General features: G+C 70.2%; 23 protein-coding genes. 16 read left to right on the top strand and 7 right to left on the bottom strand.

Annotated features, from left to right (window positions below):
* Positions 1–2: 2 nt before the first annotated feature.
* The 4 genes from LDL49_RS37920 to LDL49_RS37905 are packed head-to-tail and all read left to right on the top strand — an operon-like array spanning position 3 to position 4,753.
* Positions 3–1,025 carry an NAD-dependent epimerase/dehydratase family protein gene (locus LDL49_RS37920; RefSeq protein ID WP_225298774.1) on the top strand — a complete coding sequence of 341 codons (1,023 nt, stop codon included), beginning with the start codon at positions 3–5 and terminating at the stop codon, positions 1,023–1,025.
* Complete coding sequence (locus tag LDL49_RS37915; protein WP_225298771.1) at positions 1,022–2,323, top strand: DUF4910 domain-containing protein; 1,302 nt, start codon at positions 1,022–1,024, stop codon at positions 2,321–2,323. The genes LDL49_RS37920 and LDL49_RS37915 overlap by 4 nt, the downstream gene beginning before the upstream one ends.
* The gene (locus tag LDL49_RS37910) at positions 2,320–3,291 is read left to right on the top strand and encodes a hypothetical protein (RefSeq protein WP_225298770.1); all 972 of its coding nucleotides are present in this window, start codon (positions 2,320–2,322) and stop codon (positions 3,289–3,291) included. Before LDL49_RS37915 ends, LDL49_RS37910 begins: the two co-directional genes overlap by 4 nt.
* Positions 3,284–4,753 (top strand): oligosaccharide flippase family protein, encoded by a 1,470-nt coding sequence (locus LDL49_RS37905; RefSeq protein ID WP_225298768.1) that lies wholly within the window; start codon positions 3,284–3,286, stop codon positions 4,751–4,753. Before LDL49_RS37910 ends, LDL49_RS37905 begins: the two co-directional genes overlap by 8 nt.
* Here the strand turns inward: LDL49_RS37905 and LDL49_RS37900 are convergent.
* Positions 4,722–5,690: a glycosyltransferase family 2 protein gene (locus LDL49_RS37900; protein ID WP_225298766.1), complete on the bottom strand. Its 969-nt coding sequence runs from the start codon at positions 5,688–5,690 to the stop codon at positions 4,722–4,724. The two genes, LDL49_RS37905 and LDL49_RS37900, sit on opposite strands and share 32 nt — an antisense overlap.
* A gap of 279 nt (positions 5,691–5,969) precedes the next feature.
* Between LDL49_RS37900 and LDL49_RS37895 the strand changes: the two genes are divergently transcribed.
* Entirely contained in the window at positions 5,970–6,761 is a 792-nt protein-coding gene (locus LDL49_RS37895) for a hypothetical protein (protein ID WP_225298764.1), read from the top strand.
* 3 nt (positions 6,762–6,764) lie between these two features.
* Here the strand turns inward: LDL49_RS37895 and LDL49_RS37890 are convergent, their stop codons facing one another.
* A complete protein-coding gene (locus LDL49_RS37890; protein ID WP_225298762.1) occupies positions 6,765–7,661 on the bottom strand; it encodes a DUF6492 family protein in 897 nt (298 codons plus the stop codon).
* A 107-nt stretch (positions 7,662–7,768) separates the two neighbouring features.
* On the opposite strand from LDL49_RS37890, the gene LDL49_RS37885 reads away from it, so the two are divergent.
* Positions 7,769–8,494, top strand: coding sequence for a hypothetical protein (locus tag LDL49_RS37885; protein ID WP_225298759.1), 726 nt, complete (start codon positions 7,769–7,771; stop codon positions 8,492–8,494).
* Positions 8,491–9,900, top strand: coding sequence for an O-antigen ligase family protein (locus LDL49_RS58690; RefSeq protein WP_225298757.1), 1,410 nt, complete (start codon positions 8,491–8,493; stop codon positions 9,898–9,900). The genes LDL49_RS37885 and LDL49_RS58690 overlap by 4 nt, the downstream gene beginning before the upstream one ends.
* Here the strand turns inward: LDL49_RS58690 and LDL49_RS37875 are convergent.
* A complete protein-coding gene (locus LDL49_RS37875) occupies positions 9,839–10,399 on the bottom strand; it encodes a dTDP-4-dehydrorhamnose 3,5-epimerase family protein (RefSeq protein WP_225298756.1) in 561 nt (186 codons plus the stop codon). The two genes, LDL49_RS58690 and LDL49_RS37875, sit on opposite strands and share 62 nt — an antisense overlap.
* 107 nt (positions 10,400–10,506) lie before the next feature.
* Here LDL49_RS37875 and LDL49_RS37870 point away from each other — a divergent pair, with 107 nt between their 5' ends.
* From LDL49_RS37870 to LDL49_RS37850, 5 genes are read left to right on the top strand one after another with little or no spacing between them, the layout of a single operon-like run.
* Positions 10,507–11,328, top strand: coding sequence for a WecB/TagA/CpsF family glycosyltransferase (locus LDL49_RS37870; protein WP_225298754.1), 822 nt, complete (start codon positions 10,507–10,509; stop codon positions 11,326–11,328).
* Between the two features lie 22 nt (positions 11,329–11,350).
* Entirely contained in the window at positions 11,351–13,447 is a 2,097-nt protein-coding gene (locus LDL49_RS37865) for a glycosyltransferase (RefSeq protein ID WP_225298752.1), read from the top strand.
* 10 nt (positions 13,448–13,457) lie between these two features.
* Positions 13,458–14,747, top strand: coding sequence for a hypothetical protein (locus tag LDL49_RS37860; RefSeq protein WP_225298750.1), 1,290 nt, complete (start codon positions 13,458–13,460; stop codon positions 14,745–14,747).
* An 11-nt stretch (positions 14,748–14,758) separates the two neighbouring features.
* A complete protein-coding gene (locus tag LDL49_RS37855) occupies positions 14,759–16,063 on the top strand; it encodes a hypothetical protein (protein WP_225298748.1) in 1,305 nt (434 codons plus the stop codon).
* Positions 16,060–16,935 (top strand): Gfo/Idh/MocA family protein, encoded by an 876-nt coding sequence (locus LDL49_RS37850; RefSeq protein ID WP_225298746.1) that lies wholly within the window; start codon positions 16,060–16,062, stop codon positions 16,933–16,935. The genes LDL49_RS37855 and LDL49_RS37850 overlap by 4 nt, the downstream gene beginning before the upstream one ends.
* On the opposite strand, the gene LDL49_RS37845 is transcribed toward LDL49_RS37850, so the two are convergent.
* From LDL49_RS37845 to LDL49_RS37830, 4 genes are all read right to left on the bottom strand, one after another.
* On the bottom strand, positions 16,932–17,999 hold the full coding sequence (locus LDL49_RS37845; RefSeq protein WP_225298744.1) for an acyltransferase family protein: 1,068 nt from the start codon (positions 17,997–17,999) through the stop codon (positions 16,932–16,934). The genes LDL49_RS37850 and LDL49_RS37845 overlap by 4 nt on opposite strands.
* 73 nt (positions 18,000–18,072) lie before the next feature.
* Entirely contained in the window at positions 18,073–19,119 is a 1,047-nt protein-coding gene (locus tag LDL49_RS37840; RefSeq protein ID WP_225298742.1) for a 2-oxoacid:ferredoxin oxidoreductase subunit beta, read from the bottom strand.
* Entirely contained in the window at positions 19,112–20,956 is a 1,845-nt protein-coding gene (locus LDL49_RS37835) for a 2-oxoacid:acceptor oxidoreductase subunit alpha (RefSeq protein ID WP_225298740.1), read from the bottom strand. The genes LDL49_RS37840 and LDL49_RS37835 overlap by 8 nt, the downstream gene beginning before the upstream one ends.
* Positions 20,957–21,201: 245 nt before the next feature.
* Positions 21,202–22,680 (bottom strand): polysaccharide deacetylase family protein, encoded by a 1,479-nt coding sequence (locus tag LDL49_RS37830; RefSeq protein ID WP_225298738.1) that lies wholly within the window; start codon positions 22,678–22,680, stop codon positions 21,202–21,204.
* A gap of 85 nt (positions 22,681–22,765) precedes the next feature.
* Here LDL49_RS37830 and LDL49_RS37825 point away from each other — a divergent pair, with 85 nt between their 5' ends.
* From LDL49_RS37825 to LDL49_RS37810, 4 genes are all read left to right on the top strand, one after another.
* Positions 22,766–23,137 carry an NADH-quinone oxidoreductase subunit A gene (locus LDL49_RS37825; protein WP_225298736.1) on the top strand — a complete coding sequence of 124 codons (372 nt, stop codon included), beginning with the start codon at positions 22,766–22,768 and terminating at the stop codon, positions 23,135–23,137.
* A gap of 67 nt (positions 23,138–23,204) precedes the next feature.
* Positions 23,205–23,735, top strand: a complete 531-nt coding sequence (locus LDL49_RS37820; protein ID WP_443689896.1) for an NADH-quinone oxidoreductase subunit B — start codon at positions 23,205–23,207, stop codon at positions 23,733–23,735.
* On the top strand, positions 23,732–24,265 hold the full coding sequence (locus LDL49_RS37815; RefSeq protein WP_225298734.1) for an NADH-quinone oxidoreductase subunit C: 534 nt from the start codon (positions 23,732–23,734) through the stop codon (positions 24,263–24,265). The genes LDL49_RS37820 and LDL49_RS37815 overlap by 4 nt, the downstream gene beginning before the upstream one ends.
* The gene (locus tag LDL49_RS37810; RefSeq protein ID WP_225298732.1) at positions 24,258–25,199 is read left to right on the top strand and encodes a complex I subunit 1/NuoH family protein; all 942 of its coding nucleotides are present in this window, start codon (positions 24,258–24,260) and stop codon (positions 25,197–25,199) included. Before LDL49_RS37815 ends, LDL49_RS37810 begins: the two co-directional genes overlap by 8 nt.
* Positions 25,200–25,324 lie beyond the last annotated feature (125 nt).

Genomic DNA, 25,324 nt, shown 5'->3' with positions numbered 1-25,324 from the left:
ATATGCGTGTACTGCTGACCGGACACCAGGGCTACCTGGGCACCGTCATGTCCCCCGTACTCGCCGGAGCGGGACACGAGGTGACCGGCCTCGACTCGGGGCTGTTCGCCGACTGCGTCCTGGGGCCGCGGCCCGACGACCCGCAAGGGCTCGCCCTGGACCTGCGCGAGGTCCCGGCTGAGGCGCTGGCCGGCTTTGACGCGGTCGTCCACCTGGCCGCCCTCTCCAACGACCCCCTCGGCTCGCTGGCGCCCGAGCTGACCTACGACATCAACTACCACGCCTCCGTACGGCTGGCCCGGCTGGCCCGCGAGGCGGGGGTGCGGCGCTTCCTGTACGCCTCCACCTGCTCGGTCTACGGAGCCGCCGGCGGGGACGACCTGGTCACAGAGGAGGCGCCCCTGCGTCCCGTGACCCCCTACGCCGAGTCCAAGGTGCGCGTGGAGGACGAGGTGCTGAAGCTGGCCGACGCCGACTTCACGCCGGTCTTCCTGCGCAACGCCACGGCCTTCGGCTTCTCGCCCCGGCTGCGCGCGGACATCGTGCTCAACAACCTGGTGGGACACGCGCACCTGTCCGGCGAGGTGCGCGTGCTGTCCGATGGCACGCCGTGGCGGCCCCTGGTGCACGCGCTGGACATCGCGGACGCGTTCGCCGCCGCCCTGACCGCGCCGCGCGAGGCCGTACACGCCGAGGCGTTCAACGTCGGCACCGAGCAGAACAACGTCACCGTGGCCGGGATCGCGGCGACCGTGGTGGAGGCGGTGCCCGGCGCCACGCTGGCCATCACGGGGGAGACGGGCGCCGACCCGCGCTCCTACCGGGTCGACTTCTCACGGATCCGCGCCGCGCTGCCCGGATACGAGGCGCGCCGCTCGGTGAAGGAGGGCGCGCTCGAACTCATCGACGCCTACCGGCGGCACGGGCTGACCAGGGAGGGCTTCGAGCGCCGCTTCACCCGCCTGGCCCGCCTGTCGGACCGGCAGGCCGCGGGCACGGTCGACGATCGGCTGATGCCCTCGTGACCGGCCTCGGCAAGGAGATGCACCAGCTGGTGGAGCGTCTCTACCCGCTGTGCCGGAGCATCACGGGAGACGGCGTCCGCCGCACCCTGGAGATCGTCGGCGAGCACATCGCGCTGAACGTGCACGAGGTGCCCACCGGCACGCAGGTGCTCGACTGGAACGTGCCCAAAGAGTGGAACATCCGCGACGCCTACGTCAAGGACCCCACGGGCGCCAAGGTCGTCGACTTCGCCGAGTCCAACCTGCACGTGGTCGGCTACAGCGTGCCGGTGTCGGCCCGGATGCCGCTGGCGGAGCTCCGCGGCCATCTGCACACACTGCCGGACCAGCCGGGGCTCATCCCCTACCGGACCGGCTATTACGCCGAGGACTGGGGGTTCTGCCTGCGGCATGAGACGCTGGAGAGCCTCCGGGAGGGCGAGTACGAGGTCGTGGTGGACTCCACGCTGGAAGACGGCCACCTCACGTACGCCGAGCACGTGGTGCCCGGACGGACGGACGAGGAGGTGCTGATCTCCTGCCACACCTGCCACCCGTCGCTGGCCAACGACAACCTGGCGGGCATCGCGGTGGCCGTCCAGCTGGCCCGGCGGCTGGCGGCGGCGTCGCCGCGCTACACGTACCGCTTCCTGTTCGCGCCCGGCACGATCGGGTCGATCACCTGGCTGGCCCGCAACCGGGACGCGGTCGAGCGGGTCAGGCACGGCCTGGTCCTGGCGTGCGCGGGGGACGGCGGCGCGCTCACGTACAAGCGGAGCAGGCGCGGCGACACGGAGATCGACCGGGCGGTGGGGCACGTGCTGCGCGCCTCCGGGCGCCCGCACCGCACGCTCGACTTCTCCCCGTACGGCTACGACGAGCGGCAGTACTGCTCGCCCGGCTTCGACCTGCCGGTCGGCTGCCTGACCAGGTCGACGTACGCGGGCTATCCGGAGTACCACACCTCGGGGGACGACCCGGCGTTCGTGCTGCCCGAGGCACTGGCGGACACCCTGGAGACCTGCTGGGAGGTGACACGGGTGCTGGAGGGAGACCGGCGCCTGGAGAACCTCAGCCCCTACGGCGAGCCGCAACTGGGCCGGCGCGGCCTGTACGGGGCGCTCGGCGGCAGAAGCGACACCAAGCAGGCCCAGATGGCCATGCTCTGGGTGCTGAACCTCTCGGACGGCACGCACTCGCTGCTGGACATCGCCGAACGGGCCGGCCTGTCGTTCCAGGCGGTGGCCGAGGCGGCGGGGAGCCTCGAAGACGCCGAGTTGGTGAGGGAATCGGAGTTGGTGAGGGAATGGAAACCATGAGCTTGCGGGTCGGCGACCTGGTGGAGATCCGCAGCGAGGCCGAGATCCTGGCCACGCTGGACGAGCGCGGCGAGCTGGACGGCCTGCCGTTCATGCCGGAGATGCTGAAGTTCTGCGGTCAGCGCCTCACCGTGCACAAGGTGGCGCACAAGCTGTGCGACACGCTGACCAAGACGGGCCTGCGGCGCATGGACAGCGCCGTGCACCTGCTCGGCGCGCGGTGCGACGGCTCGGCGCACGGCGGCTGCCAGACGGCCTGCTCCATGTACTGGAAACAGGCGTGGATCAAGCGCGTCGCGGCGGACGAGCTGCCCCCGGACGCCGTGCCGGACTCCCGGCTGCTGCCGCTGCTGGAGATCAACAGCCGCAAGCCGCCGGGCGAGGACGGCACCGAACGCTACTCCTGCCAGGCGACCGAGCTGCTGAGAGCGGCGCCCGTACCGCTGCCGATGGCCGATCTGGGGCAGTTCGTGGCGGACGTACGGACGCGGAACGTCGGCGTGCTCAGGACCCTTCAGGCCACCGGGATCGGGCTGTACAACCGCTTCCAGCACCTGACCAGGAGGAAGCTGCCCCGCGCGCTGCGCATCAAGGGCGGCCGGCCGTGGGGCACGATGAAGGGCGAGGTCAGGGGCCGTACGCCGGTCCAGACGCTCGACCTCCAGCCGGGCGAGCTGGTCCGCGTGCGGTCCAAGCAGGAGATCCTGGCCACCGTCAACGAGGACCTGTCCAACCGCGGCATGAACTTCGATGCCGAGCTGGCCCGCCACTGCGGCCGGACCGCACGGGTACGCGCCCGGGTGGACCGCTGCATCGACGAGCCCACGGGACGGATGCTGGAGATGAAGACGCCCTGCATCGTGCTGCAGGACGTGGTGTGCGAGGGCGTCCACTCGCTGAACTGCCCCCGCGAGTTCTTCCCCTTCTGGCGCGAGATCTGGCTCGAACGGGTGCCGGACGGTGAGTGAGCCGGTAGTGAGCACGAGCGAGCCCGTCAGCGATCACCGGGCCGGATCGGCGGGCAGGGGACTGCGGTGGGGGCTGCTGGCGCGCGGCGGGTCGAAGCTGGCCACCTTCACCCTGAGCCTCGTGCTGGCCCGCCTGCTCGCCCCGGAGGACTTCGGGTTGTACGCGGTCGCGCTGGCCGCCAACCAGTTCCTCTTCTACATCAACGACGCCGGCATCGTCGCGGCCGTCGTGCAGTGGCGGGGCAGGCTGGAGGACATGGTGGTCACCGCGACCACCGTGGTCCTCACCCTCAGCGTGACCATCTACGCGCTGTTCTGGGTGGCGGCGCCCTACTTCACCGGCCTGGCGGGCAATGTCTCGGCCACGCCGGTGGTGCGGCTGCTCACCGTGATCATCGTGATCGACGGGTTCGTCAACGTACGCAGCGCGGTCATGCTCCGGGGCTTCCAGCAGGACAAGATCGCCAAGGCGAACATGGCGGGCATCGCCGTCCAGGTGCCGGTGGCGATCACGCTGGCGCTCATGGGCGCGGGCGTCTACAGCTTCGTCATCGGCGCGGTGGCCAACTCCCTGGTGAGCGGCGTCCTGGTGTTCGTCTGGGCCAAGATGCCGCTGCGGCTGGGCTTCGAGCGGGCCATCGCGCGCAAGCTGCTGGGCTTCGGGGTGCCCCTGGCGGTCAGCCTGGCCATCGAGGCGCTGGTGCTCAACGCCGACGCCATCATCATCGGCCGGCTGCTGGGCGCGACCACGCTCGGCTTCTACATGATCGCGCTGAACGTGTCGAGCTGGGTGCCGGGACTGGTCGGCGAGGCCCTGCGCCACGTCACGCTGCCCGGCTTCTCGCGGGTCGCCGAGGAGCGGCCGGAGGCGTTCTCCGCGCGCGTCCAGCAGATCGTGCCGATGCTGATCACGCTGGTGCTGCCCGTGGCGGTCCTCTTCGGCGTGCTGGCGCCCCTGGTGGTGCCCTTCCTGTACGGCGAGCGGTGGCTGCCCGCCGCCCAGGCGCTGTCCTTCCTCATGGCGCTGATGGTGGTGCGGATGCTCACCGCGCTGGCCTTCGACATCCTGACCTCGCTCGGCGCGACCAGGCTCGTGGTGTGGATGAACCTGAGCTGGGCCCTGGCACTGCTGCCCGCCCTGTACACCGGCGCGCGGCTGGACGGCATCCGGGGCGTGGCGATCGCGCACGCGGCCGTCGCGCTGCTGATCGCCCTGCCCGTGACGGCGCTGCAGTTGCGCCGCTCGGGCGTCGTGCTCGGACCGGTCCTGCCCGGCATCCTCCGGCTGCTCCTCGGCGGCCTGCTGGCCGGCCTGGCCGCCTGGCTGGTGGCCAGGCTGACCGAGGGCGCCTTCGACTTCGTCCGGCTCTGCGCAGCCGGGGGAGCCGGGCTGATCGTGTACGTGGTGACCGGGCTCTCGCGGGAGCGGATCAGGAAGATTCGCGAGGTGGTGACGAGCTGAGCGGTCCCCGCGGGCCGCGGGCCACGTCGATGGCCGAGTGGGCGACGTTGCGGGCCATGGGCACGGCGTTGCGCCGCAGCCAGGGCCGCAGCGCCGCATAGGCGCGCAGCCGCTGGCGGCGGGTTAATGGAGCGTTCCTGATGACCCGCAGCAGCGCGCGGCCCTCCTCCACGTTGGGGAGGAAGAAGCGCTGGTCTCCGGGCATCTCGCGGGCGCGGAAGGCCCGCGCGTGGTTGACCTGGCTGTTGCTGCCCGCGTGGTTGCGGTGGCGCAGCAGCAGCTCGTCCACCACGACCAGCGGCCCCAGCAGCGCCAGACCCGAGATCATCACCCGGTCGGCGGGCAGGATGGCCTCCAGCGGCCGGGCGCGCAGCAGCGTCTCCCTGCGCATGAGCCCGTAGAAGTGCATGGTTTCGTCGTAGTTGTCCAGCCGGTGGCGTAGCCGCGCCACCGGGTCGGGCTGGTCGGTGGGGGAGGTGTCGCGCCAGGTGCCGATGGTCCGTCCCGTCTCGTCGATCTCCTCGACGCCCGAGACGGCGGCCGCCGCCGACGGGTGGCGGCGCAGCGCCGCCGAGAGCAGGGCCAGGCGGTCCTCGTGGTACTCGTCGTCGGAGGTGGCGTAGGAGAAGAACTCGCCGCGGGTCTCGTGGACGACCTTGTTGTGGTTGGCCGTGATGCCGACGTTGCGCTCGCGCCGCAGGTAGCGGACGCGTGGATCGGTCCTGGCCAGCTCCCGGCAGAGCTCCTCGGTGCCGTCCGTCGAGCAGTTGTCGGCGATCACCAGCTCGAAGTCGACCCCTTTCTGGGAGAGGACCGAGCGCAGGGCGCCCTCCAGGTACGGCTCGCCGTTGTAGACGGGCATGCCGACCCCGATGGGAGGTTCGGCGCGGCCGACGAGTGAGGCGGAGGAGCGTACGTGCGGTGATCTGGACGTCATCCGGGCAGCCCTTCTAGCGGAAGCTGAGGCGAGGCTGAGGTACGGTCGCGCCGATGTTCTCGCGAAGTAGGGCGAACAGCAACCAAGACCGGTGATTCGTAACATCGACTCGGCCGGTCACGATAAGCAATCTGTACCATTTTTTATGGCCAGGGCATTGGCCCATACTGGCGGGGGCTTGGGCGGGTAAATATGGCTTTTTGGAACGATCTGTTAGGCCTTATCCGAAACAAGCGTGTTGGACCTCCCATCCTCGCCCTCGCCCTCGTTCTGGCGTTGGTGGCGTTCTTCGTGGGGTCACCGCGTTACGAGACCGAGTCGTCGCTGATCCTGACCGCGCCGCCGTCCGGTGGCACCCTGTCGATGGATCCCACCAAGCCGGTCGGCCTGACCAACCCGCTGCTGCAGTACAACGACGGGCTGCGGACGGTCGCGGGCATCCTCATCCTCGCCCTCAACAGCAAGGACGAGCTGCGCAAGCTCGGGATCGAGGAGAACGGCAGCACCGAGATCGTCATCGACGACGGCCGGTCGAACGCGGATCTGCTGGGCGTCGTGACGCAGGGCCCGTTCATCCACATCAAGGTCGTGAGCCGCACGGCGGAGACGGCGAAGGGCATCCTCGAGCGGGCCGAGCGGCGCCTGCGTGAGGAGCTGACCAGCTACCAGACCTCGCTGGGCGCGCCGAAGAGCACGTTCATCGCAGTCAACAACGTGGCGCTGATCCCGGTCGAGTACGACGGCGGCGGCAAGCTCCAGCTGGCCGTGGAGGTGCTGGTCGTCGCCCTGCTCTTCGGCTTCGGCGCCGCCTACCTGATGTGGATCCGCCGCGTTCGCGGCCGTACCGCCCCGGCGGAGCCGGCCGAGGACGAAGCGGACGTCCCCGAACCCGCCGCCGAGCCGGAAGCGGCGAAGACCCTTAATGGCCGCGCGTCGGTCATATCCGAGGGCCCGTCAGAGAACCGCGACAGCGACGACCCGCCGACGGAGGAGTTCGCCCGGATCAACGGCGAGATGCTGGGGCTCGCCCCCGACCCGCGAAAGCCCGACCAGGACGGCCGCGCGGGTTAGGGGTTAGCGAACCTGGTCGGCGACTTCGGCGCAGCGCTCGATGGCCGCCTGCCGCACCTCTCGTGGGGTGCCCGACTTGGCGGAGATCATCATCCCGATCGCCCCGGGCCCGAGCCGATCGGCGAAGGCCAGGGCGGTCGGCAGGTCCATCGGCGACTCGTCGGGGGTCTTGTGGCACAGGCCGGTGTCCGACGGCGGGCGCCCGTCCGGCGCGCTGAGCACCTCGTCCACGAACAGGCCGTAGAGCATGAACTCCGACACGTGCAGCCGGGAGCCGAAGGCGTCGGCCCAGTGCCGGCCGGTGTTCTCGGTGAGCCGCCGCTGGAGCCCGCGCACGATGGCGGGGTCCCAGAAGGTGAGCGGGCTCATGTAGTCGGGCAGCGGCGGCTCGGGCGCCGGCGGCAGTTTGAGCAGCTCGCGGGCGACCTGGTGCCACAGCACGTGCCGCGTCATGAGCGGGTGCACCCCGTCCTCCAGCCGGTGCAGCAGCGGCCGGCCGCCGACCAGGGAGCGCTGGGCCGTCGTCGGCCGGACGAGCACCACGTCGGAGTCGGCCACCAGGACCACGTCCGTGTCCATCGCCGCCGTGGCCGCCAGCTTGACGATCTGCTGCATCACCCAGCCGCGTACGGGCGGCCAGGGACGCAGGGCGTTGACCCACATGCCCAGCCGGGGCACCTTGACGTAGCGCTTCGGCAGCAGCTCTCCGACGGTCCTGACCCGGCAGCGGGGCCCTTCATGGGCGGCGAACAGCGCTCTGTCGGAGCGCGGTACGAAGACGTGGTGGACGGTGTCCTCCGGGGTGTACTCCAGCACGGAGCGGTGCAGATCCGCGAACTGCTCCGCGTCGGGTCCATAGCTGGGGGTGACGACGGCCAGCGAGGCCATGGGCTTGGTCACTCATCCTCATCGGAGGGAAGCTTTGGCACGTTACACGTGATAAGTAACGCTGGTCGCAGCCTCGCCGATGCTTTGACGTACGGCTGGAACATGCCTGGGGGGCTGTGTTGGACTTCTGGAGCGCGATCATCGTCCTCCTGCGTCGCTGGTACATCGCGGCTCCCGCGTTCCTGCTGACGCTCACCGCCGCCTACGGCGTCTACACCCAGATCCCCGTCCAGTACTCCTCGACGACGGTCATGGTGCTCACGGTGCCGCCGAGCGGGTCGTACCGGCCGCCGAACCCCAAGAACCCCAACCCGATCATCAACCCGCTGCTCAACTTCGACGGCGGGCTGAACATGTCGGCCTCCATCCTGGTGCAGATACTCAACACCGCGGAGGTGGCCGGCCAGATGGGCATCCGGCCGGACGGCAAGACCACCTACAAGGTCAACAACGGCCACCCCAATCCCGAGCTGCTCATCAGCGCTCCCTTCGTGGTCATCGAGGGCAAGAGCCTGGCGCCCCAGGACGCGCGGGCGATCGTGGTCCGGGTCGCCGAGCGGGCCAAGGTCGAGCTGAAACGGCGCCAGGAGGTGCTGAAGGCCCCGCCGGAGACGTACATCAACCTGAACGAGATGGTCTCCCCGACCGAGCCGCAGCCGGAGCGCGGCGGGAAGATCCGCAGCGCCGCGGCCGTGTTCGCGCTGGGCGTGGCCGCCGCGCTCGGCGCCTCCTTCTGCGCCGAGAGCGTCATGACCGGGCTGCGGCGCAGGAGGGACGAGCGGGACGGGCCGGAACCGGCGCCCGAGGCGGACGTCCGGGCCGAGGAAGCGGTGTTGCAGCGGTGAACGTGGCACTAGAGCGGTCCATCGTCCGGCCGGTGCCCCACAGGGCCGACGCCGCCACCCTGTGCGCGATCTTCACCGTGGTCCTCATGCTGGTGCCCGCCCGTCAGGTGATCGGTGGCCTGCCGTTCGACCTCACCTACGCGGAGGCCATCGGGCTGTTCGCCGCCGTCTGGTGGTTCTGCGCGCACCTCACCAGCACGCTCGGCGCGGCCAAGGGGCCGTCGGCGGTGCGGTACGCGATCTACTTCTACGCGCTCGCCTTTCTCGCGACCTATGCCTACGCCTCCGCCGGGTGGCTGCCCTCCTACGAGCAGGACCTGTCCGACCACGTGCTGGTCATCGCGGTCGCGATGGTGGGCATCGCGCTGATCGGCGTGGACGGCGTGCCGAGCCGCGAGCGGATCGACCTGGTGCTGAAGACGCTGGTGGTGGTCGGCGCCATCATGGGGGTGATCGGCGCGATCCAGTTCCTGCTGTCGTTCGACGTGACCCAGTACATGCAGATCCCCGGCAGCCGCCTGCGGGCGGTGGAAGTGACGATCCTGGAGCGCAACGGGCTCAACCGGGTGGCCTCGACCGCGGGGCACCCCATCGAGTTCGGCGTCGTGTCCGCGATGGTGCTGCCGGTCGCCCTCCACTACGCCTTCGGCGCGCGCGAGCGCGGTGAGCCGCAGCGGCGCTGGTGGACCCTGGTGGCGCTGATCGCCTGCGGGATGGCCTTCTCCGCCTCGCGCTCGACGGTCCTGGGCCTGGCCGCCTCCGGGGCGGTGCTGTTCCTCGGCTGGCCCAACGCCCGGCGCGTCAGGGCGGCCGTCGCGCTCGCCGGTTTCCTGGTCGTGATGAAGCTGCTCGTCCCCGGCCTGATCGGCGCGATCGCCGGGCTGTTCACCAACCTGGACAATGACGAGAGCCTGCGCTGGCGGACCAACGACTACACCACGGCGATCGCGGAGTTCTCGCAGCATCCCCTGCTGGGCCGGGGCAACGGCACCTGGTTCCCGCCGCACCACCCGGTCTTCGACAACCAGTACCTGCTGACGGCCGTGCAGGGCGGCGCGATCGGCGTGCTGGCGTTCGTCGGCCTCTTCGTCGTCGGGATGTGGTCGGCCGTTCGCGTCAGGAGCATCAGCGGGGACGACCGCACCCGCGACCTCGGGCTGACGCTGGCCGCATGCCTGATCGTGCCGATGGTGGGCTCGGCCACCTTCGACCTGAACTCCTTCAGCACGGCCACCGCGCTGTCTTTCCTGCTCATCGGCCTGGCCGGGGCGCTGATGCGGGCCGCGCGCCGCGAGGCCGGACTTCCGGGCGCGGGGACGCTGAAAGAGCCCCCGCGCCGCGAGGTCAGCCCTCCAGTCGCCGCCGTGCCTCTTTCCACGAGCCGGCCGCCAGATCCCGCGCGCTGATCGCCGAGACCGGCAGCGGCCAGTCGATCGCCAGGTCGGGGTCGTCGTAGCGGACGGAGATGTCCTCGGCCGGGTCGTGCGGCCGGTCGATCCGGTAGCAGACGTCCGCGTCGCTCAGCGCCTGGTAGCCGTGGAGCAGGCCGGGCGGCACGTACAGGTGCGTGAAGGTCTCGTCGTCGAGGACCACCGACATCCGCTCACCGAAGGTGGGCGAGCCGGGCCGGGCGTCCACGAGGACGTCGTACACCGCGCCGCGGGCGCACCTGACGAGCTTGGCCTCGCCCCGGCCGGAGCGGCCGTGCATGGCCCTGATCGCGCCCTTGACCGTGCGGGACTGGCTGTCCTGGACGAACGCGGCGGGGTCCAGGCCGTGCTCGGCCGCGATCTCGGCGTCGAACGTCCTGGTGAACAGGCCGCGCTCGTCACTGTGCGGGCTCGGGACGAACAGCAGGGTCCCCGCCAGCGCGCCCTGCTCGACTCTCAATCGCTCAACGCTCATGGAGCCCATCCTGGCGGGTGTCTGCTCCGGTCGGCCAGCGTGTAACGGATATAGCCCGATACCGATGTCCAAAGGGTGAGTCGGCTGACGGGGGGTGCGGCATTCCGATGGACCACTCGTCGGATGAGAACGGTCCAAAGAACCGCGCCATACCCCTCGCGCCCCGCGCGCGGGTGGGCGCCGTCGGGATCGACGCCATCACCGAGCCGGAGGTCGCCGAGCACCTCGCGCGGGCCTGGCACGACGGTCTGGGCGGCATGATCGTGACCGCCAACGTGGACATCGTCCGCGCCGCCACCCGCGATCCCGAGCTCGCCGAGCTCGTGGCGGGCGCCGAACTCGTGGTCGCGGACGGCATGCCGGTGGTGTGGGCCGCCCGGCTCGGCGGGCTGCGGCTGTCCGACCGCGTCACCGGAGCCTCCCTGGTGTTCACCCTGAGCGAGGTCGCCGCCCGCGAGGGACGGTCGGTGTTCCTGCTCGGCGGCGAGCCGGGGGTGGCGGAGGCCGCCGGCGAGGTATTGGCCGGGCGTTACCCCGGATTGCGGGTGGCCGGGGTGTACGCACCGCCCTTTGGCTTCGAGCGGCTCTCCGCAGGGATGGCGGAGACCGTGGAGAAGGTCCGCGCGGCCGCACCCGATCTCGTCTTCGTCGGTCTGGGCTTTCCCAAGCAGGAACGCGTCATAGCCGCGCTCCGCCCCGAACTCCCGCACGCCTGGTACCTCGGCTGCGGCGCCGCCATCCCGATGGCCGCCGGGCAGTTCCGGCGGGCTCCGGACCGGATCCAGCGGGTGGGCGGCGAATGGCTGTTCAGGCTCGCCCTCGAACCCCGTCGACTCGTCCGCCGCTACCTGCGTGACGACCTGCCCTTCGCGCTCAGGCTGCTGGCCGGGGCCGCGTGGCACCGGCTGGCCGCGGGCCGGCGCTCCTGATCCCCACAGATTGGTCTGCCTGATGACTGTTCCCGAGCGGTCGCCGCTTGCCATCGTGATCGTCACCTACCAGAGCGGCCAGGTCATCGAGGAGTGCCTGCGCTCGCTGGACACCGTGCTGAGCGAAGGGGAGCCGACCCGGATCATCGTCGTGGACAACGACTCCCCCGACGACACGGTGGAGCGGGTGCTCGCCACGGGGGTGCCCGTCGAGCTGGTCAGGACCGGCCGCAACGGCGGGTTCTCGGCGGGCGTCAACGCGGGCATCGCCGCCGCCCCCGGCTGTGACATCCTCATCCTCAACGCCGATATCCGGCTCAGACCCGACTCTGTGCGCCTGCTGCGCGAGGCCCTGGCCGTGCCCGGCACGGGCATCGCGGTGCCCCGGCTGCTTGGCGCCGACGGCGTGCTGCAGCTGTCCCTGCGCCGGCGCCCCACAGTGCTGCGGGCCGTCGGAGAGGCGCTGCTCGGCGGGCTCAGAGCGGGCCGCCACGCGCCGCTGGGCGAGCTCGTCGTCGACCCGCGCGCGTACGAGCGGCCGGGTACGCCCGACTGGGCGACGGGCGCTGCCTGGCTGGTCTCGCGCGAGTGCCTGGAGGCGGTGGGACCGCTCGACGAGCGCTACTTCCTGTACTCGGAGGAGACCGAGTACATGCTCAAGATCCGCGACCACGGCTTCTCGATCCGCTACGAACCGGCGGCGGTGGCCGTCCACCTCGGCGGCGAGCAGGCCAACTCCAGCCCGCTGTGGACGCTCGCCGCCGCCAACCGGGTGCGGCTGCACCGGCAGCGGTACGGCAGGCCCCGCGCGCTGCTCATGCGTCTGGCGGTCGCCCTGAACGAGGCGCTGCGCGCCGTCACCCGTGGCCGGCGGGCAGGGGAGCGGCACCGGGCGGCGTTGCGCGAGCTCGCGACGATGGCCGAGTGGCCGACGCCGCCGGGCGGCCCGTTATCGCCGCCCGCCTACGTCTGCTTCTCCGCCCAGGACTGGTGGTACCACAACCGGGCCCACTCCGACTTCCAGCTCATGCGCCACATCGCGAGCTCGCGCAGGGTGCTGATCGTCAACAGCATCGGCATGCGGATGCCGATGCCCGGCCGCTCCACCTTCGTGCTGCGGCGCATCGCCAGGAAGCTGCGCAGCGTGGCCAAGTTCGTCCGGCGGGTGGAGCCGAACCTGTGGGTGATGTCGCCGCTACCGTTGCCCTTGTACGGCTCGCGCCTGGGCCGGGGGCTGAACGCCTGGCTGGTCAGGACGCAGGTGCGGGCGGTCTGCGGGTGGCTCGGGCTGAAGGTGCCGGTGATCATGGTGACCATCCCCACCGCCTGGGACGTGGTCCGCCCGATGCGCCGCCGCGCGCTGATCTTCAACCGCTCGGACCGCCACTCCGCCTTCCCCGAGTCCGACACGAGGACGATCGAGACCCTCGAACGTGACCTTCTGGAACGTGCCGACCACGTGGTGTACGCCAGCCGAGGGCTCATGGCCGAGGAACGCCCGCTCGCGGGCTCGCGGGCCCGCTTCCTCGACCACGGGGTCGACCTGGAGCACTTCAGCCGCGTACCGGCCGACCGGCAGCCCGCCGACCTGCGGGCCGTCCCGGGGCCCAGGATCGGCTTCTTCGGCGCCCTGGACGACTTCGTGGTGGACTTCGACCTGCTGGAACGGGTCGCGCTCGGCCTGCCCGAGGCGTCGCTCGTGCTCGTCGGCGACGCCAACGGGCAGATCGAGCGGCTCACCAAGCACCCCAACGTGCACTGGCTGGGCCTGCGCCCCTATTCGGTGATCCCCGCCTACGGCTCGGGCTTCGACGTGGCGATCATGCCGTGGCTGGACAACGAGTGGATCAAGCATGCGAACCCGATCAAGCTGAAGGAGTTCCTGGCGCTCGGCCTGCCCGTGGTCAGCACCGAGTTCGACGAGCTGGCCCACTACGTCGACCGCGTCAGGACCGCGACCACCCCTGAGCAGTTCATCGAGGCCATCCGCGTCTGCCTGGCCGAAGGCGGCCCCCAGTCGCCGGAGCGGCTGCGCGGCTCGCTGGCCGGCGCCTCCTGGTCGGCGCGGGCGGCCGACCTCATGGCGCTGGCCGAGCAGACACCCGACGCACGGCGTTGAGAGGGCTTGCGTGAGGATACTGACAGTCACGCGGTGGGCGGCGCTGCTCACTGCCACGGTGGTGGCCGTCGGGGGCGGGCTGTGGCTGCGGTCCGTGCCGCCGAAGCCCGTCGCGAGCACGCTGCCCGCACCGGCGATGGCCTTGCGGGCGCTGCCCTGGGAAGGCGGTCCCGCCGCCTACAAGGGCTCGGCCGCGGCCGTCAGGGCGGGCTGGACCCGTCCCGGTTTCTTCCCCGTGGGGCTCTGGTTCGCCTCGGCGCGGACCGGCCGGGAGGTCGCGCTGGACCAGGCCGCGGGGATCAACACCTACGTCGAGCTGGCCGCCGGCAGCCGCCCCGAGCTGCTCAGGAAGTCCGGCATGACCGCGCTGACCAGCCGCCCGCTGCCCGGCGCGGGCGCCGAGACCGTGGGCTGGCTGATCGCCGACAAGGCCGACGCGTGGGCGGGACCGGGCGACGGGCACTGGACGGGCGCCCGCGGCTTCACCAAGCCCGTCTGCGCCCCCGTACTCGTCACGTGCGGCTACACCGTCATGCGCACGCTCGCCGGACGCCTGCCCAAGGACGAGCGGCTGCGGTACGCCTCCTTCGGCAAGGGCGTGGCCTACTGGGAGGAGGAGGCGCTGGCCGCCAAGTTCGTCAACGGCTACTCGGACGTGGTCGCGGCCGACGTCTCCTGGTACGGCGACCCCAACGTCTGCGCCGAGGCCACCCGGTGGCTGCAGCTCCCGGCGGACCGGTGCCGCCTGGCGGCCAACTACGGTGCGACCGTCGAGCGGCTGCGGACCCTGGACGCCGCCGACGGCCGCCGGCAGCCGGTGTACGCGATCATCTCGCTCTCCGGCCTCGCCCCGGAGCAGGTGGGCGGCGCGGCGATGAGCGCCCTGATCCACGGAGCCAGGGGGATCGTCTACGACGCGCACGGCACGGACCCCGCCTGCGCGGTGGACAACGTGCTCCGGCGCGCCTGCGGGAAGGCGGTCAGGCGCGGGGTCACCGAGCTCGACAGCCGGATCGCCCGGCTCGCGTCGGTGCTCAACACCCAGTCGTACGCCTACGACTTCGCGCCCGAGCTGGACACCATGCTGAAGCGCCACGACGGCGCCTACTACCTCTTCGCGATGCTCGGCCGGGGTCAGAGGCCGGGGCCGCGCGTCCTGACCGTACCCAGCGATCTTTCGGCGGCCGGCCACATCGAGGAGATCTTCGAAGACCGGACCATCCCGGTCGACAGGGAGGGACACTTCACCGAGACCTTCGACGCGGAGCACAGCTATCACGTCTACCGGATCACCCCGTAGCTGGGAGGGCAATGACTTCTCGAACGATGAACAGGACGAACAGCCGGATTTTGCTGATCGCGGCCACCGCCCTGCTGGTGATCGCCGTGGGCTGGGTCTTCGCGCAGGCCAAGTCGACCCGAGACGACCTCGGCCTGCCGCGCGTCCCCTGGGACGGCGGCCCGGCCTATTACGCCAAGTTCAGTGCCCCGGCCGCCGCGGGCTGGACCGATCCATCGTTCTTCCCCATCGGGGTCTGGTTCGAGTCCGTGGTCGAGGAACGCGACGTGCGGATGGACAAGGAGGCCGGGCTCAACACCTATGTCGAGCTGACGGCCAACAGCGACATGGGCCTGATCCGCGCCAACGGGATGTCCGCGATCACCAGCAAGCCCCTGGCGGGGTCGGGCAGCGAGACGGTCGGCTGGATGATCGCCGACGAGCCCGACATGTTCGCCGGACCGGGCGACGGCGTCTGGAGCGGTAAGTACGGCGGGGAAGGCCAGGTGTGCCTGCCCGACAAGCCGCCCTGCGGCTACACGGCGATGCGCACGCTGAAGGACAAGCTGCCCAAGAACGACGGCCGCCTGCACTACGCCAACTACGGCAAGGGCATCGCCATGTGGGAGTCCGACGACGAGGCGAAGAAGTTCGTCAACGGCTACACCGACGTCATGTCCACCGACGTCTACTGGTACACCGACACCGGCATCTGCCCGGAGGCCGAGAACTTCATCAAGCTGCCGCCCGACCGGTGCCCGCGGGCCGCCGACTACGGCATGGTCGTCGACCGGGGCAGGAAGCTCGACGCCCTGGACGGCAAGAGGCAGCCGATCTACGCGTTCGTGGAGCTCGGCTGGCCGGGTTCGAACGGCCTGCGCTCGATCACCGGTGACGAGCTGGCCGGCGCGGTGATGAACTCCCTCATCCACGAGGCACGCGGCGTCATCTACTTCAACCACAGCTTCGCCGGGCCCTGCCCGAGCCAGCACGTGCTGCGCGAGCCGTGCGCCCAGGCGACGCGGACGGCCGTGACGGAGCTGAACCGGCGGATCCGCACGCTCGCGCCCGTCCTGAACACCCAGTCCTACATCCACACCTTCGCGCCGGGACTCGACACCATGCTCAAGGACCTCGACGGCTCCTCCTACGTCTTCGCCATGCCCAAGGCGGGCGTCCAGCCGGGGCGGCAGACGCTGCGGCTGCCCAAGGCGCTGGAGTCGGCCTCCAGCGTGGAGGTCCTGTTCGAGAACCGGACCCTGCCCGTGAAGGACGGCGGCTTCACCGACACCTTCGAGCGGGAGAACACCTACCACGTCTACAAGGTCACGGCATGAGCGCGCCGGTGAACGTCGGCCTGGTCGGCGCCGGGCCCTGGGCGCGCGACTTCCACGCCCCCGTCTTCGCCGCCGGGCCCGAGACCCGGCTGGCGGGCGTCTGGAGCAGGCGCGCCCCGGCGGCGCGGGCGCTGGCCGAGCGGTTCGGCGTGCCCGCCTTCACCTCCTACGAGCGGCTGCTGGAGCGGTGCGAGGCCGTGGTCTTCGCCGTCCCGCCCGACGTCCAGGCGGCCATGGCCGTCCAGGCGGCGCGGCGGGGCCGGGCGCTGCTGCTGGAGAAGCCGATCGCGCTGACCGTACGCGACGCGCAGGCGCTCGCCGACGCGGTGGACGCCACGGGCGTGGCCACGCAGCTCGTGCTGACCAACCGCTACCGTCCCGCCGTACGCGAGTTCCTCAAGCAGGCCCGCGACTTCCCGGCCATCGGCGCCCGCGCCATGCAGCTCACCGGCGAGTTCCTCGACGACACCTTCGCCGACAGCCCGTGGCGCTCCCGCGCGGGCGTGCTCTACAACACCGGGCCGCACGGCCTGGACCTGCTCGACGCGGCGCTGGGCCGCATCACGGAGATCAGGCCGACCGGCAACCGGGCCGGCTTCCTGGCGCTGACCTGCCTGCACGAGAACGAGGTGATCAGCCAGCTGACGATCTGCGGCCGGGTCCCGCAGCGCCGCCGGACCCGCTATGAGCTGTACGGCCCGGAGGGCACGCTGGTGCTGGACTCCGAACTGCTGCCGGAGGACTCGACGGAGACCAGGGCGACCCTGCGCGCCGAGTTCGCCACCGCCGTACGGATGGGCCGCTCACACGAGCTCGACGTGCACCGGGGCCTGCACCTGCAGCGGCTCCTGGCACAGGCGGAGCCGCGCTAAGAGGCCTCGGGGACCGCGACCGGGACGGGGGCGGGCTTGCGCTGCCGCAGGCGCAGCGCGGGCCGTTCGACCAGCCGCCAGCTCAGCGCGGCCAGCGGCAGCACGATGCCGATCGTGGCCAGCAACACGAGGGCGGGCGCCCGGATCCCGTACTGGACCAGCACCTGCTGGGCGGGGAAGGCCAGCAGGTAGGTCCCGTACGACAGGTCATAGGAGCCGGTCGGCTGGTGCAGCCACGCCGGCGCGCGGAAGGCGATGAGGAACGTGAGGCAGGTGACCGCCGCGATCGCCGCCAGATTGGCCACCGGCGTGCCCCACAGCAGCCACCACGCGAGGACCACGGGGACGGTCAGCCAGAGCGGCGGAACCCAGCGGAACTCCCGGATCAGCATGCCGAGCGCGAAGAACGCCACGGGTTGCGCGGCGTACGCCGACACGACCAGGGGGATGAGCGGACCGGAGTAACCGGTGAGGTGGACGACCGAGGCGGCGGCCAGCGCGAGCAGCACCAGCCCGACCAGGACCGTCCGGCGGCGCAGCAGCCCCAGCAGGCCCATGACGGCCACGCCGACGTAGCAGAGCACCTCCACCCAGATCGTCCAGAGCGACCCGTTGACCGCGCCCGGGTAGGGGAGCCCCTGGAAGACGCCGGGGAGCGCGTAGCTCACCGGCTGGATGAGCAGCCCTCTGGCGAGGTAGCTCCAGGCGCCGGTGCCGGAGAAGTAGGAGGTGGCGGGCAGCGTACTCACCAAGGGCCCGAGCAGCAGGGCCGTGGTGACGATGACGAGCGCGTACGCGGGATAGATGCGCAGCGCCCGGCGGAGCGTGTAGCGGCGTACCGACGGGTCGGACAGCCAGCTCGCGCTGATCAGGTAGCCGCTGATGAGGAAGAAGACGCCGACGCCTATGCCGCCGACCCCGATCCCGCTGTCCGGGGTCAACGGTGTCCCGTGGCCGGTCAACACCCAGCTGTGCTCGACGATGACCGCGAGCGCTCCCAGGAGGCGCAGCAGGTTGAAGGCGTTCAGCCGGGATTGACCAGGCCCGTTGTGCGCTTCGGCCACTCCGCAGCTCCCCCGCGAGTCCGATGCATCGGAGGTGTATCGGTTCGCGAAGGAGCTGCGTTACCCAGGCTTTTCAGCCGATGCGCCAGGTGTCTCCACCCATGAGCAGCTCGCTGAGGTCGCCGGCGCCCTTCTGCGCCACGGCCTCCTCCATCTGCTCGGCCATCAGCACGTCGTACGCGGGCCGGTCGATCGAGCGGAAGATGCCGATCGGCACGTGCTCGAACGCGGGCTCGTCCAGCCGCGACAGCGCGAAGGCCAGCGACGGGTCGGGGTGGTGCGCGTCGTGCACCAGGATCTGGTCCGCGCTCACCGAGGCGCGGTCGGCCACCTCGATGCCGCCGTTCGCCGCCCTGACGACCGCCTTCGACGCCGACACGATCGGCTGACCGTGCTCCAGCCGCAGCGTGATGTCGTCGCGGATCTCCGGATCCTTGAGCTGCTCGAAGGCGTTGTCGTTGAAGATGTTGCAGTTCTGGTAGATCTCCACCAGCGAGGTGCCGCGGTGGGCGGTGGCCTCGCGCAGCACCGACTGCAGATGCTTGCGGTCGGAGTCGATCGTCCTGGCCACGAACGACGCCTCGGCGCCGATGGCCAGCGAGATCGGGTTGAACGGCTTGTCCAGCGAGCCCATCGGCGTCGACTTGGTGATCTTGCCGACTTCCGAGGTGGGGGAGTACTGGCCCTTGGTCAGACCGTAGATCCTGTTGTTGAACAGCAGGATGTTGAGGTTGACGTTGCGGCGCAGCGCGTGGATCAGGTGGTTGCCGCCGATCGACAGCGCGTCACCGTCACCCGTGATCACCCACACCGACAGGTCGGGCCGGCTCGCGGCGAGCCCGGTCGCGATCGCCGGCGCGCGGCCGTGGATGGAGTGGAAGCCGTAGGTGTTGAGGTAGTACGGGAAGCGGGAGGAGCAGCCGATCCCGGAGACGAACACGATGTTCTCGCGCTTGAGCCCGAGCTCCGGCAGGAAGCTCTGCACGGCGGCCAGGATCGCGTAGTCACCGCAACCGGGGCACCAGCGCACCTCCTGGTCGGACTTGAAGTCCTTCAGGCCCTGCTTGGTGTCCGTCTTGGGGACGAGCGAGAGGCCCTTCCCATTGATCAGCTCAGTCACTGTCGATCACGTCCTGGATGACTCCGGCCAGCTCCTCGGCCTTGAACGGAAGCCCGCGCACACGGTTGTAGCTGATGATGTCGACGAGGTAGCGCGCCCGCAGCAGCAGCGCGAGCTGGCCCAGGTTGATCTCGGGCAGCAGCACCTTGTCGTAGCTCTTGAGCACCTCGCCGGTGTTGGCGGGCAGGGGGTTGAGATGGCGCAGGTGCGCCTGCGCGACCTTGCCGCCGCTCTTCCTGATGCGGCGTACGGCCGCCGCGATCGGGCCGTAGGTCGAACCCCAGCCGAGCACCAGCACCTTGGCGTCGCCGTCGGCGTCGTCGACCTCGAGGTCGGGTACGTCGACCCCGGCGATCTTGGCGGCCCGGGTCCTGACCATCAGGTCGTGGTTGTTCGGGTCGTAGCTGATGTTGCCCGTGCCGTCGGCCTTCTCGATGCCGCCGATCCGGTGCTCCAGGCCCGGTGTGCCGGGGATGGCCCACGGGCGGGCGAGCGTCTCGGTGTCGCGCTTGAACGGCAGGAACTCGCCGTCGGCACCGTTCGGCGCCGTGGTGAACTCCTGGGAGATGTCGGGAAGTTCGGACACCTCCGGCAGGCGCCACGGCTCGGAGCCGTTGGCCAGGTAGCCGTCCGACAGCAGCATGACCGGAGTGCGGTACTTGACCGCGATCCGCGCCGCCTCGATGGCGGCGTCGAAGCAGTCGCTCGGCGACATCGGCGCCACGATCGGCAGCGGAGACTCGCCGTTGCGGCCGAACATGGCCATCAGCAGGTCGGTCTGCTCGGTCTTGGTCGGCATGCCGGTGCTCGGACCCGCCCGCTGCACATCGACGATGAGCAGCGGCAGCTCCGTGGTGACCGCGAGGCCGACGGTCTCGGCCTTCAGCGCCACACCGGGCCCCGACGTCGTGGTCACGCCCAGCGCGCCGCCGAACGCCGCGCCCAGCGCCGCGCCGACACCCGCGATCTCGTCCTCCGCCTGGAAGGTGCGGACGCCGAACCGCTTGTGCTTGGACAGCTCGTGCAGGATGTCGCTGGCCGGCGTGATCGGGTAGGAGCCGAGGAACAGCGGCAGCTTCGACTGCACGCTCGCCGCGATGAGGCCGTAGGCCAGGGCCTGGTTGCCCGAGATGTTGCGGTAGACACCGGGCGCCAGCTGGGCCGGCTTCACCTCGTAGGAGACGGAGAACGCCTCGGTGGTCTCGCCGTAGTTCCAGCCCGCCTGGAAGGCCGCGATGTTGGCCTTGGCGATCTCCGGCTTCTTGGCGAACTTCTGCTCCAGGAACTTGACCGTGTGCTCGGTCGGCCGGTGGTACAGCCACGAGAGCAGGCCCAGCGCGAACATGTTCTTCGAACGCTCGGCGTCCTTCTTGGACAGCGCGAAGCCTTCGAGCGCCTTGACCGTCAGCGAGGTCAGCGCCACCGCGTGGACGCGCCACTCGCTGAGCGAGTCGTCCTCCAGCGGGTTGGCCGCGTAGCCGACCTTCTGCAGGTTGCGCTTGGTGAACTCGTCGATGTTGGCGATGATGTCGGCACCACGGGGCAGGTCGCCCAGGTTGGCCTTCAGCGCCGCCGGGTTCATCGCGACGAGCACGTTGGGGGCGTCACCCGGCGTCAGGATGTCGTGGTCGGCGAAATGCAGCTGGAAGCTCGACACGCCGGGGAGCGTGCCTGCGGGGGCGCGGATCTCGGCGGGGAAGTTGGGCAGCGTCGACAGGTCGTTGCCGAACTCCGCGGTGCCCGCGGTGAAGCGGTCGCCCGTGAGCTGCATGCCGTCGCCGGAGTCCCCGGCGAATCGGATGATCACGCGGTCGAGTTGCTGGACCTGCTTCGTCACAGCTCAGTCCTCCTCGACGCGCCGGTGGCTGTGGGCGCGTTCTCAGTTTCCATGCTAGATCCTCGCGAGGTTCAACACGTTTCCTCGCCACATAATGCGGGTAAACGCGGAGGCAATCAGGGGCTACCGAAGAACCACTAGGGGTGACACAGGCCGCCGGCGATTGTGCACAGGTCTACGTGCAGCCGTGCGAAGAGGACTGTTCGGGTCACGAGCGCCAACTATACGTCCCCCTAAGGCGTGGCCTACGTCTGGGGGCGATGAGACGTGCTCTCCGACCCCGACCGGTAAAGGCGTCCTGCCTGCATCCCTGCTGTTCCGTACAACTCTGGAACAGTCACGAAGGTGTAACCCTTCCCGCGCAATCTTTTGACGATGTCCGGAACCGCGTCCACGATCGTCTTGTTGACGTTGTGCATGAGCACGATGCTCCCGGCCCGCACCTGCCCGGTGACGCGGTCGGTGATCGCCTTGGCGTCGTCCACGCGCCCGTCACCTGCGTCGACGTCCCAGCCGACGATGGCGAGGCCCATCTCTCCCGCCACGTCCGTGACGTCCTCGCTCACCGCTCCGTAGGGGGCGCGCATCAGCGTGGGGCGCTCGCCGATGGTCGCCGTAATGGTGTCCTGGGTACGGCCGAGCGCATCGGCGATCTTGCTGGTCGGCAGCTGCGACAGGTCCCGGTGCGCCCAGGTGTGGTTGGCCACCAGATGCCCCTCGGCACTCATCCTGCGCACCAGGTCCGGCCGGGCGGCGGCGTTGATGCCGATGGCGAAGAAGGTGGCCCGCGCCTTTTCCGCGCGCAGCGTGTCGAGCAGCCGGGGCGTGGCGGGGCCGGGCCCGTCGTCGAAGGTCAGTGCGACGCACTTGGTCGCGGCGCAGTCGACCGAGCCCGCCTGGTTGCTGGCCGCCTCCGGGCTGGACGTCGGGACCGTCTTCGGCACGGTCGGGGACGCCTGCTCGGCTGCCGTCCGCACGGCACGCTGAGCGGTCCGTCCGGTCGGCGACAGCAGGGGCTTCACCTGCCGGGCTGGTACGGCCACGGCCACGCGGCCGAGGGAGCACGGCCCGACCTGGCAGTCGTCGAACTCCACCACCAGATCCCCGTCATGGTTGAAGGCCATCGAGTCGAACTGGTCGCCGGTCAGCTCGTAGGCGGCCGTCGGGGTGCCGCGCTCGGCGAGCCGGCTCCTGACCAGTCGCGTGAGGTCGTACAGCGCACTCTGCCCGGCGAGCAGGCCCGTCGAGCCGGTCGCCTGGCCGGTCTTGCGGTCGTACCAAAGGGTGCGGGTGGAGTTGCTCCAGCCGTCACCGAGGGACTCGCCGGTGCGCAGCCGTACTCCGACGATCTCGCCGGAGGCGGCGGTGAGCTGCCAGTCCATGTTCAGCTCGGGGTGGGGGCGCGGCGCGTCGAACCTGGTGGCGTCGCGGAAGCCGCGCAGCACCCGCTCGGCCTCACCGCGCAGGGCCGTGTTGAGACGGGGGGCGCGTGGCAGTTGGGGGTAGGTGAGGTTCACATAGCGACCCGCGCTCTCGCCCTCGTCCCCGCCCAGGGTCCTGGTCCCCAGACCGTCCACGGTCGCCGGGTCGACGAAGTCGATCATGGTCGGCTCCGCGGGGACCAGGACGTCGTGCTCGTGCTCGGAGGAGGCGGTCGCCAGCCCGCCACCTGCCGCGGAGAGGACTAGAAGCGCGATTCCTCCGAAGAATCGCTTTTTGCGCATGAGCGACAGGCTATGGGGGAGATCACGTGGTTTGCCCCGTTTTGGGGTTATAGGGACGGAGCTTTGACTGGGTTACGATCAGGACATGGACGGCTACTTCGGGTCCTACGTGCTGGTCGCCGCGCTGCTGGTCATCGGCGTGGCCATCGTGGCCGGTGCCCTGCTGGCCAACCGCCTCCTGCGTCCGACCAGGCCGACAGCCGAGAAGCTGACCACCTACGAGTGCGGCGTCGATCCCGTCGGCGACGGCTGGGCCCAGTCGCAGGTGCGCTACTACGTCTTCACCTACCTGTACGTGGTCTTCGCCGTGGACGCCGTCTTCCTCTTCCCGTGGGCCACGGTCTTCGACGCGCCGGGATACGGGCTGACGACGCTCGTGGAGATGTTCGTCTTCCTGGGGTTCATCGCGCTCGGCATCCTCTATGCCTGGCGGAAGCGCGTACTCGCCTGGACTTAGGTTGTTTTTCGGTCGATCACCCGGCGACTCTCTACTCCTGGGGGAGATCGCGAGGGACAATGGTCGTATGGCAGCCACGGATCTCCCGATGCCCACGGTGGGGCCGATCTCGCGCTTGGCGCCCAAGCCGATGCGCTTCGTCCTCAACTGGGGGCGGCGCTATTCGCTGTGGGTGTTCAACTTCGGGCTCGCCTGCTGCGCGATCGAGTTCATCGCGACCTCGATGAGCCGCCACGACTTCATCCGGTTCGGGGTGATCCCGTTCGCCAACGGGCCGCGCCAGGCCGACCTGATGATCGTCTCGGGCACCGTCACCGACAAGATGGCCCCCGCGGTCAAGCGCCTCTATGAGCAGATGCCCGACCCCAAGTACGTGATCTCGTTCGGCGCCTGCTCCAACACCGGCGGCCCCTACTGGGACTCCTACTGCGTCACCAACGGCGTCGACCAGATCATTCCCGTCGACGTCTACGTGCCCGGCTGCCCGCCCAGGCCTGAGGCGCTGCTCCACGGGATCATGAAGCTCCAGGAGAAGATCGCGGCGGAGCGCCTCAGCGACCGCTACGTCTGGTCCCGCTCGCACGAGGGAGAGTCGTGACCCCCGAAGAGCGCTTCGGCGAGCGGGTCTCGGTCTCCACGTCCTTCGGCGAGACCACCGTCGACGTCGCCACGGCGGACTGGATCGAGGTCCTGACCTTCCTCAGGGACTCCGGCCACACCTTCTTCGACTGGCTGACCGGGGTCGACGATCCGCCCGACGGGTTCTTCGTGGTCGCCCACGTCTACGACCCCGACTCGTGCGAGCGCGTGCTCGTCCGCACCCGCGTGCCGCGCGCCGATCCGCGGCTGCCCTCGGCCGTGGGCGTCTACCGGGGCGCCAACTGGCACGAGCGCGAGACGTACGAGATGTTCGGGGTGCTCTTCGACGGCCACCCCTATCTGGTGCCGCTGCTGCTGCCCGACGGGTTCGAGGGGCATCCGCTGCGCAAGGACTTCATCCTCGCCGCCCGGGTGGCCAAGCCCTGGCCGGGAGCCAAGGAGCCGGGCGAATCGGGGCACGGCTCGCCGAGCCGGCGCAAGACGCTGCCGCCCGGCGTACCCGCTGACTGGGGGACACCCGATGCTTGACGTGGTGCTGCGCTTCGCCGCCATTCTCGTCGTGTTCCTCGTGCTGCCGCTGATCGTCGGGCAGACCGAGCACAAGGTCATGGCGCACATGCAGTCGCGCCTCGGGCCGATGTACGCGGGCGGCTTCCACGGCTGGGCGCAGCTCATCGCCGACGGGGTGAAGTTCGCGCAGAAGGAGGACGTCATCCCGGCCGCGGCCGACCGGCGCGTCTTCATGATCGCCCCGGGCGTCGCGCTGGTGCCCTACCTGCTCGTCCTGATCGCCATCCCCGTAGACCAGGGCCTGGTCGGCGTGGACCTCGACCTCGGCCTGTTCTTCGTACTCGCGGTGATGGGTATCGGGGTACTCGGCTCGATCATGGCGGGGTGGGCGTCGGCCAACAAATACTCGGTGCTCGGCGGCATGCGGGCGGCCGCCCAGCTCATGTCGTACGAGCTGCCGCTGGTGCTGGCGGCCTCCTCCGTCGCGATGGCGGCGGGCACGCTGTCCATCCCGGGGATCGTGTCGGCGTGGCAGTGGTGGTGGCTGCCGTGGCAGGCCATCGGCGGCGTGGTGTTCTTCCTGGCCGGACTGGCCGAGCTGCGCCGCCCGCCGTTCGACATGCCGATCGCCGAGTCCGAGATCATCATGGGCCCGATGACCGAATACACCGGGATGCGGTTCGCCCTGTTCATGCTCTCGGAGTACGTCGGGATCGTGGTGCTGTCGTTCCTGACCACCGTGCTGTTCTTGGGCGGCTGGCATGGCCCGCTGCTGGCCGGATGGGTGTGGACGCTGGTCAAGGTCTTCGTGTTGGCCTTTTTGGTGATTTGGCTGCGGGTGAGTTTTCCGCGGCTGCGTGAGGACCAACTGCAGAAGCTGGCGTGGGTGGTGCTGGTGCCGCTGGCGCTGGGGCAACTGGCGCTCACGGGTGTGGTGAAGGTCCTCACTTAGCTTGTTCTTTATCCTCCGGATTGTTGGAGTGCTGCGAGGGTGCGGCCGCGTTTGACGGTCTTGCCCACGTCGTAGCGGGGTGCGGGGTGGCGGTTGGGGATGCCGGGTGGGCGTCCGGGGCCGGG

This window comes from Nonomuraea aurantiaca, assembly GCF_020215705.1.
Classification (GTDB): Bacteria; Actinomycetota; Actinomycetes; order Streptosporangiales; family Streptosporangiaceae; genus Nonomuraea; species Nonomuraea aurantiaca.
The sequence above is the reverse complement of the archived record's forward strand: the minus strand, read 5'-3'. Positions and strand labels throughout refer to the sequence as shown.

Coding starts and splice junctions, on each gene's coding strand:
- LDL49_RS37920 (WP_225298774.1), top strand. CDS start 3: ATGCGTGTACTGCTGACCGGACACCAGGGCTACCTGGGCACCGTCATG.
- LDL49_RS37865 (WP_225298752.1), top strand. CDS start 11,351: ATGACTGTTCCCGAGCGGTCGCCGCTTGCCATCGTGATCGTCACCTAC.
- LDL49_RS37875 (WP_225298756.1), bottom strand. CDS start 10,399: ATGAGCGTTGAGCGATTGAGAGTCGAGCAGGGCGCGCTGGCGGGGACC.
- LDL49_RS37820 (WP_443689896.1), top strand. CDS start 23,205: ATGGCAGCCACGGATCTCCCGATGCCCACGGTGGGGCCGATCTCGCGC.
- LDL49_RS37900 (WP_225298766.1), bottom strand. CDS start 5,690: ATGACGTCCAGATCACCGCACGTACGCTCCTCCGCCTCACTCGTCGGC.
- LDL49_RS37870 (WP_225298754.1), top strand. CDS start 10,507: ATGGACCACTCGTCGGATGAGAACGGTCCAAAGAACCGCGCCATACCC.
- LDL49_RS37855 (WP_225298748.1), top strand. CDS start 14,759: ATGACTTCTCGAACGATGAACAGGACGAACAGCCGGATTTTGCTGATC.
- LDL49_RS37825 (WP_225298736.1), top strand. CDS start 22,766: ATGGACGGCTACTTCGGGTCCTACGTGCTGGTCGCCGCGCTGCTGGTC.
- LDL49_RS37910 (WP_225298770.1), top strand. CDS start 2,320: ATGAGCTTGCGGGTCGGCGACCTGGTGGAGATCCGCAGCGAGGCCGAG.
- LDL49_RS37850 (WP_225298746.1), top strand. CDS start 16,060: ATGAGCGCGCCGGTGAACGTCGGCCTGGTCGGCGCCGGGCCCTGGGCG.
- LDL49_RS37830 (WP_225298738.1), bottom strand. CDS start 22,680: ATGCGCAAAAAGCGATTCTTCGGAGGAATCGCGCTTCTAGTCCTCTCC.
- LDL49_RS37810 (WP_225298732.1), top strand. CDS start 24,258: ATGCTTGACGTGGTGCTGCGCTTCGCCGCCATTCTCGTCGTGTTCCTC.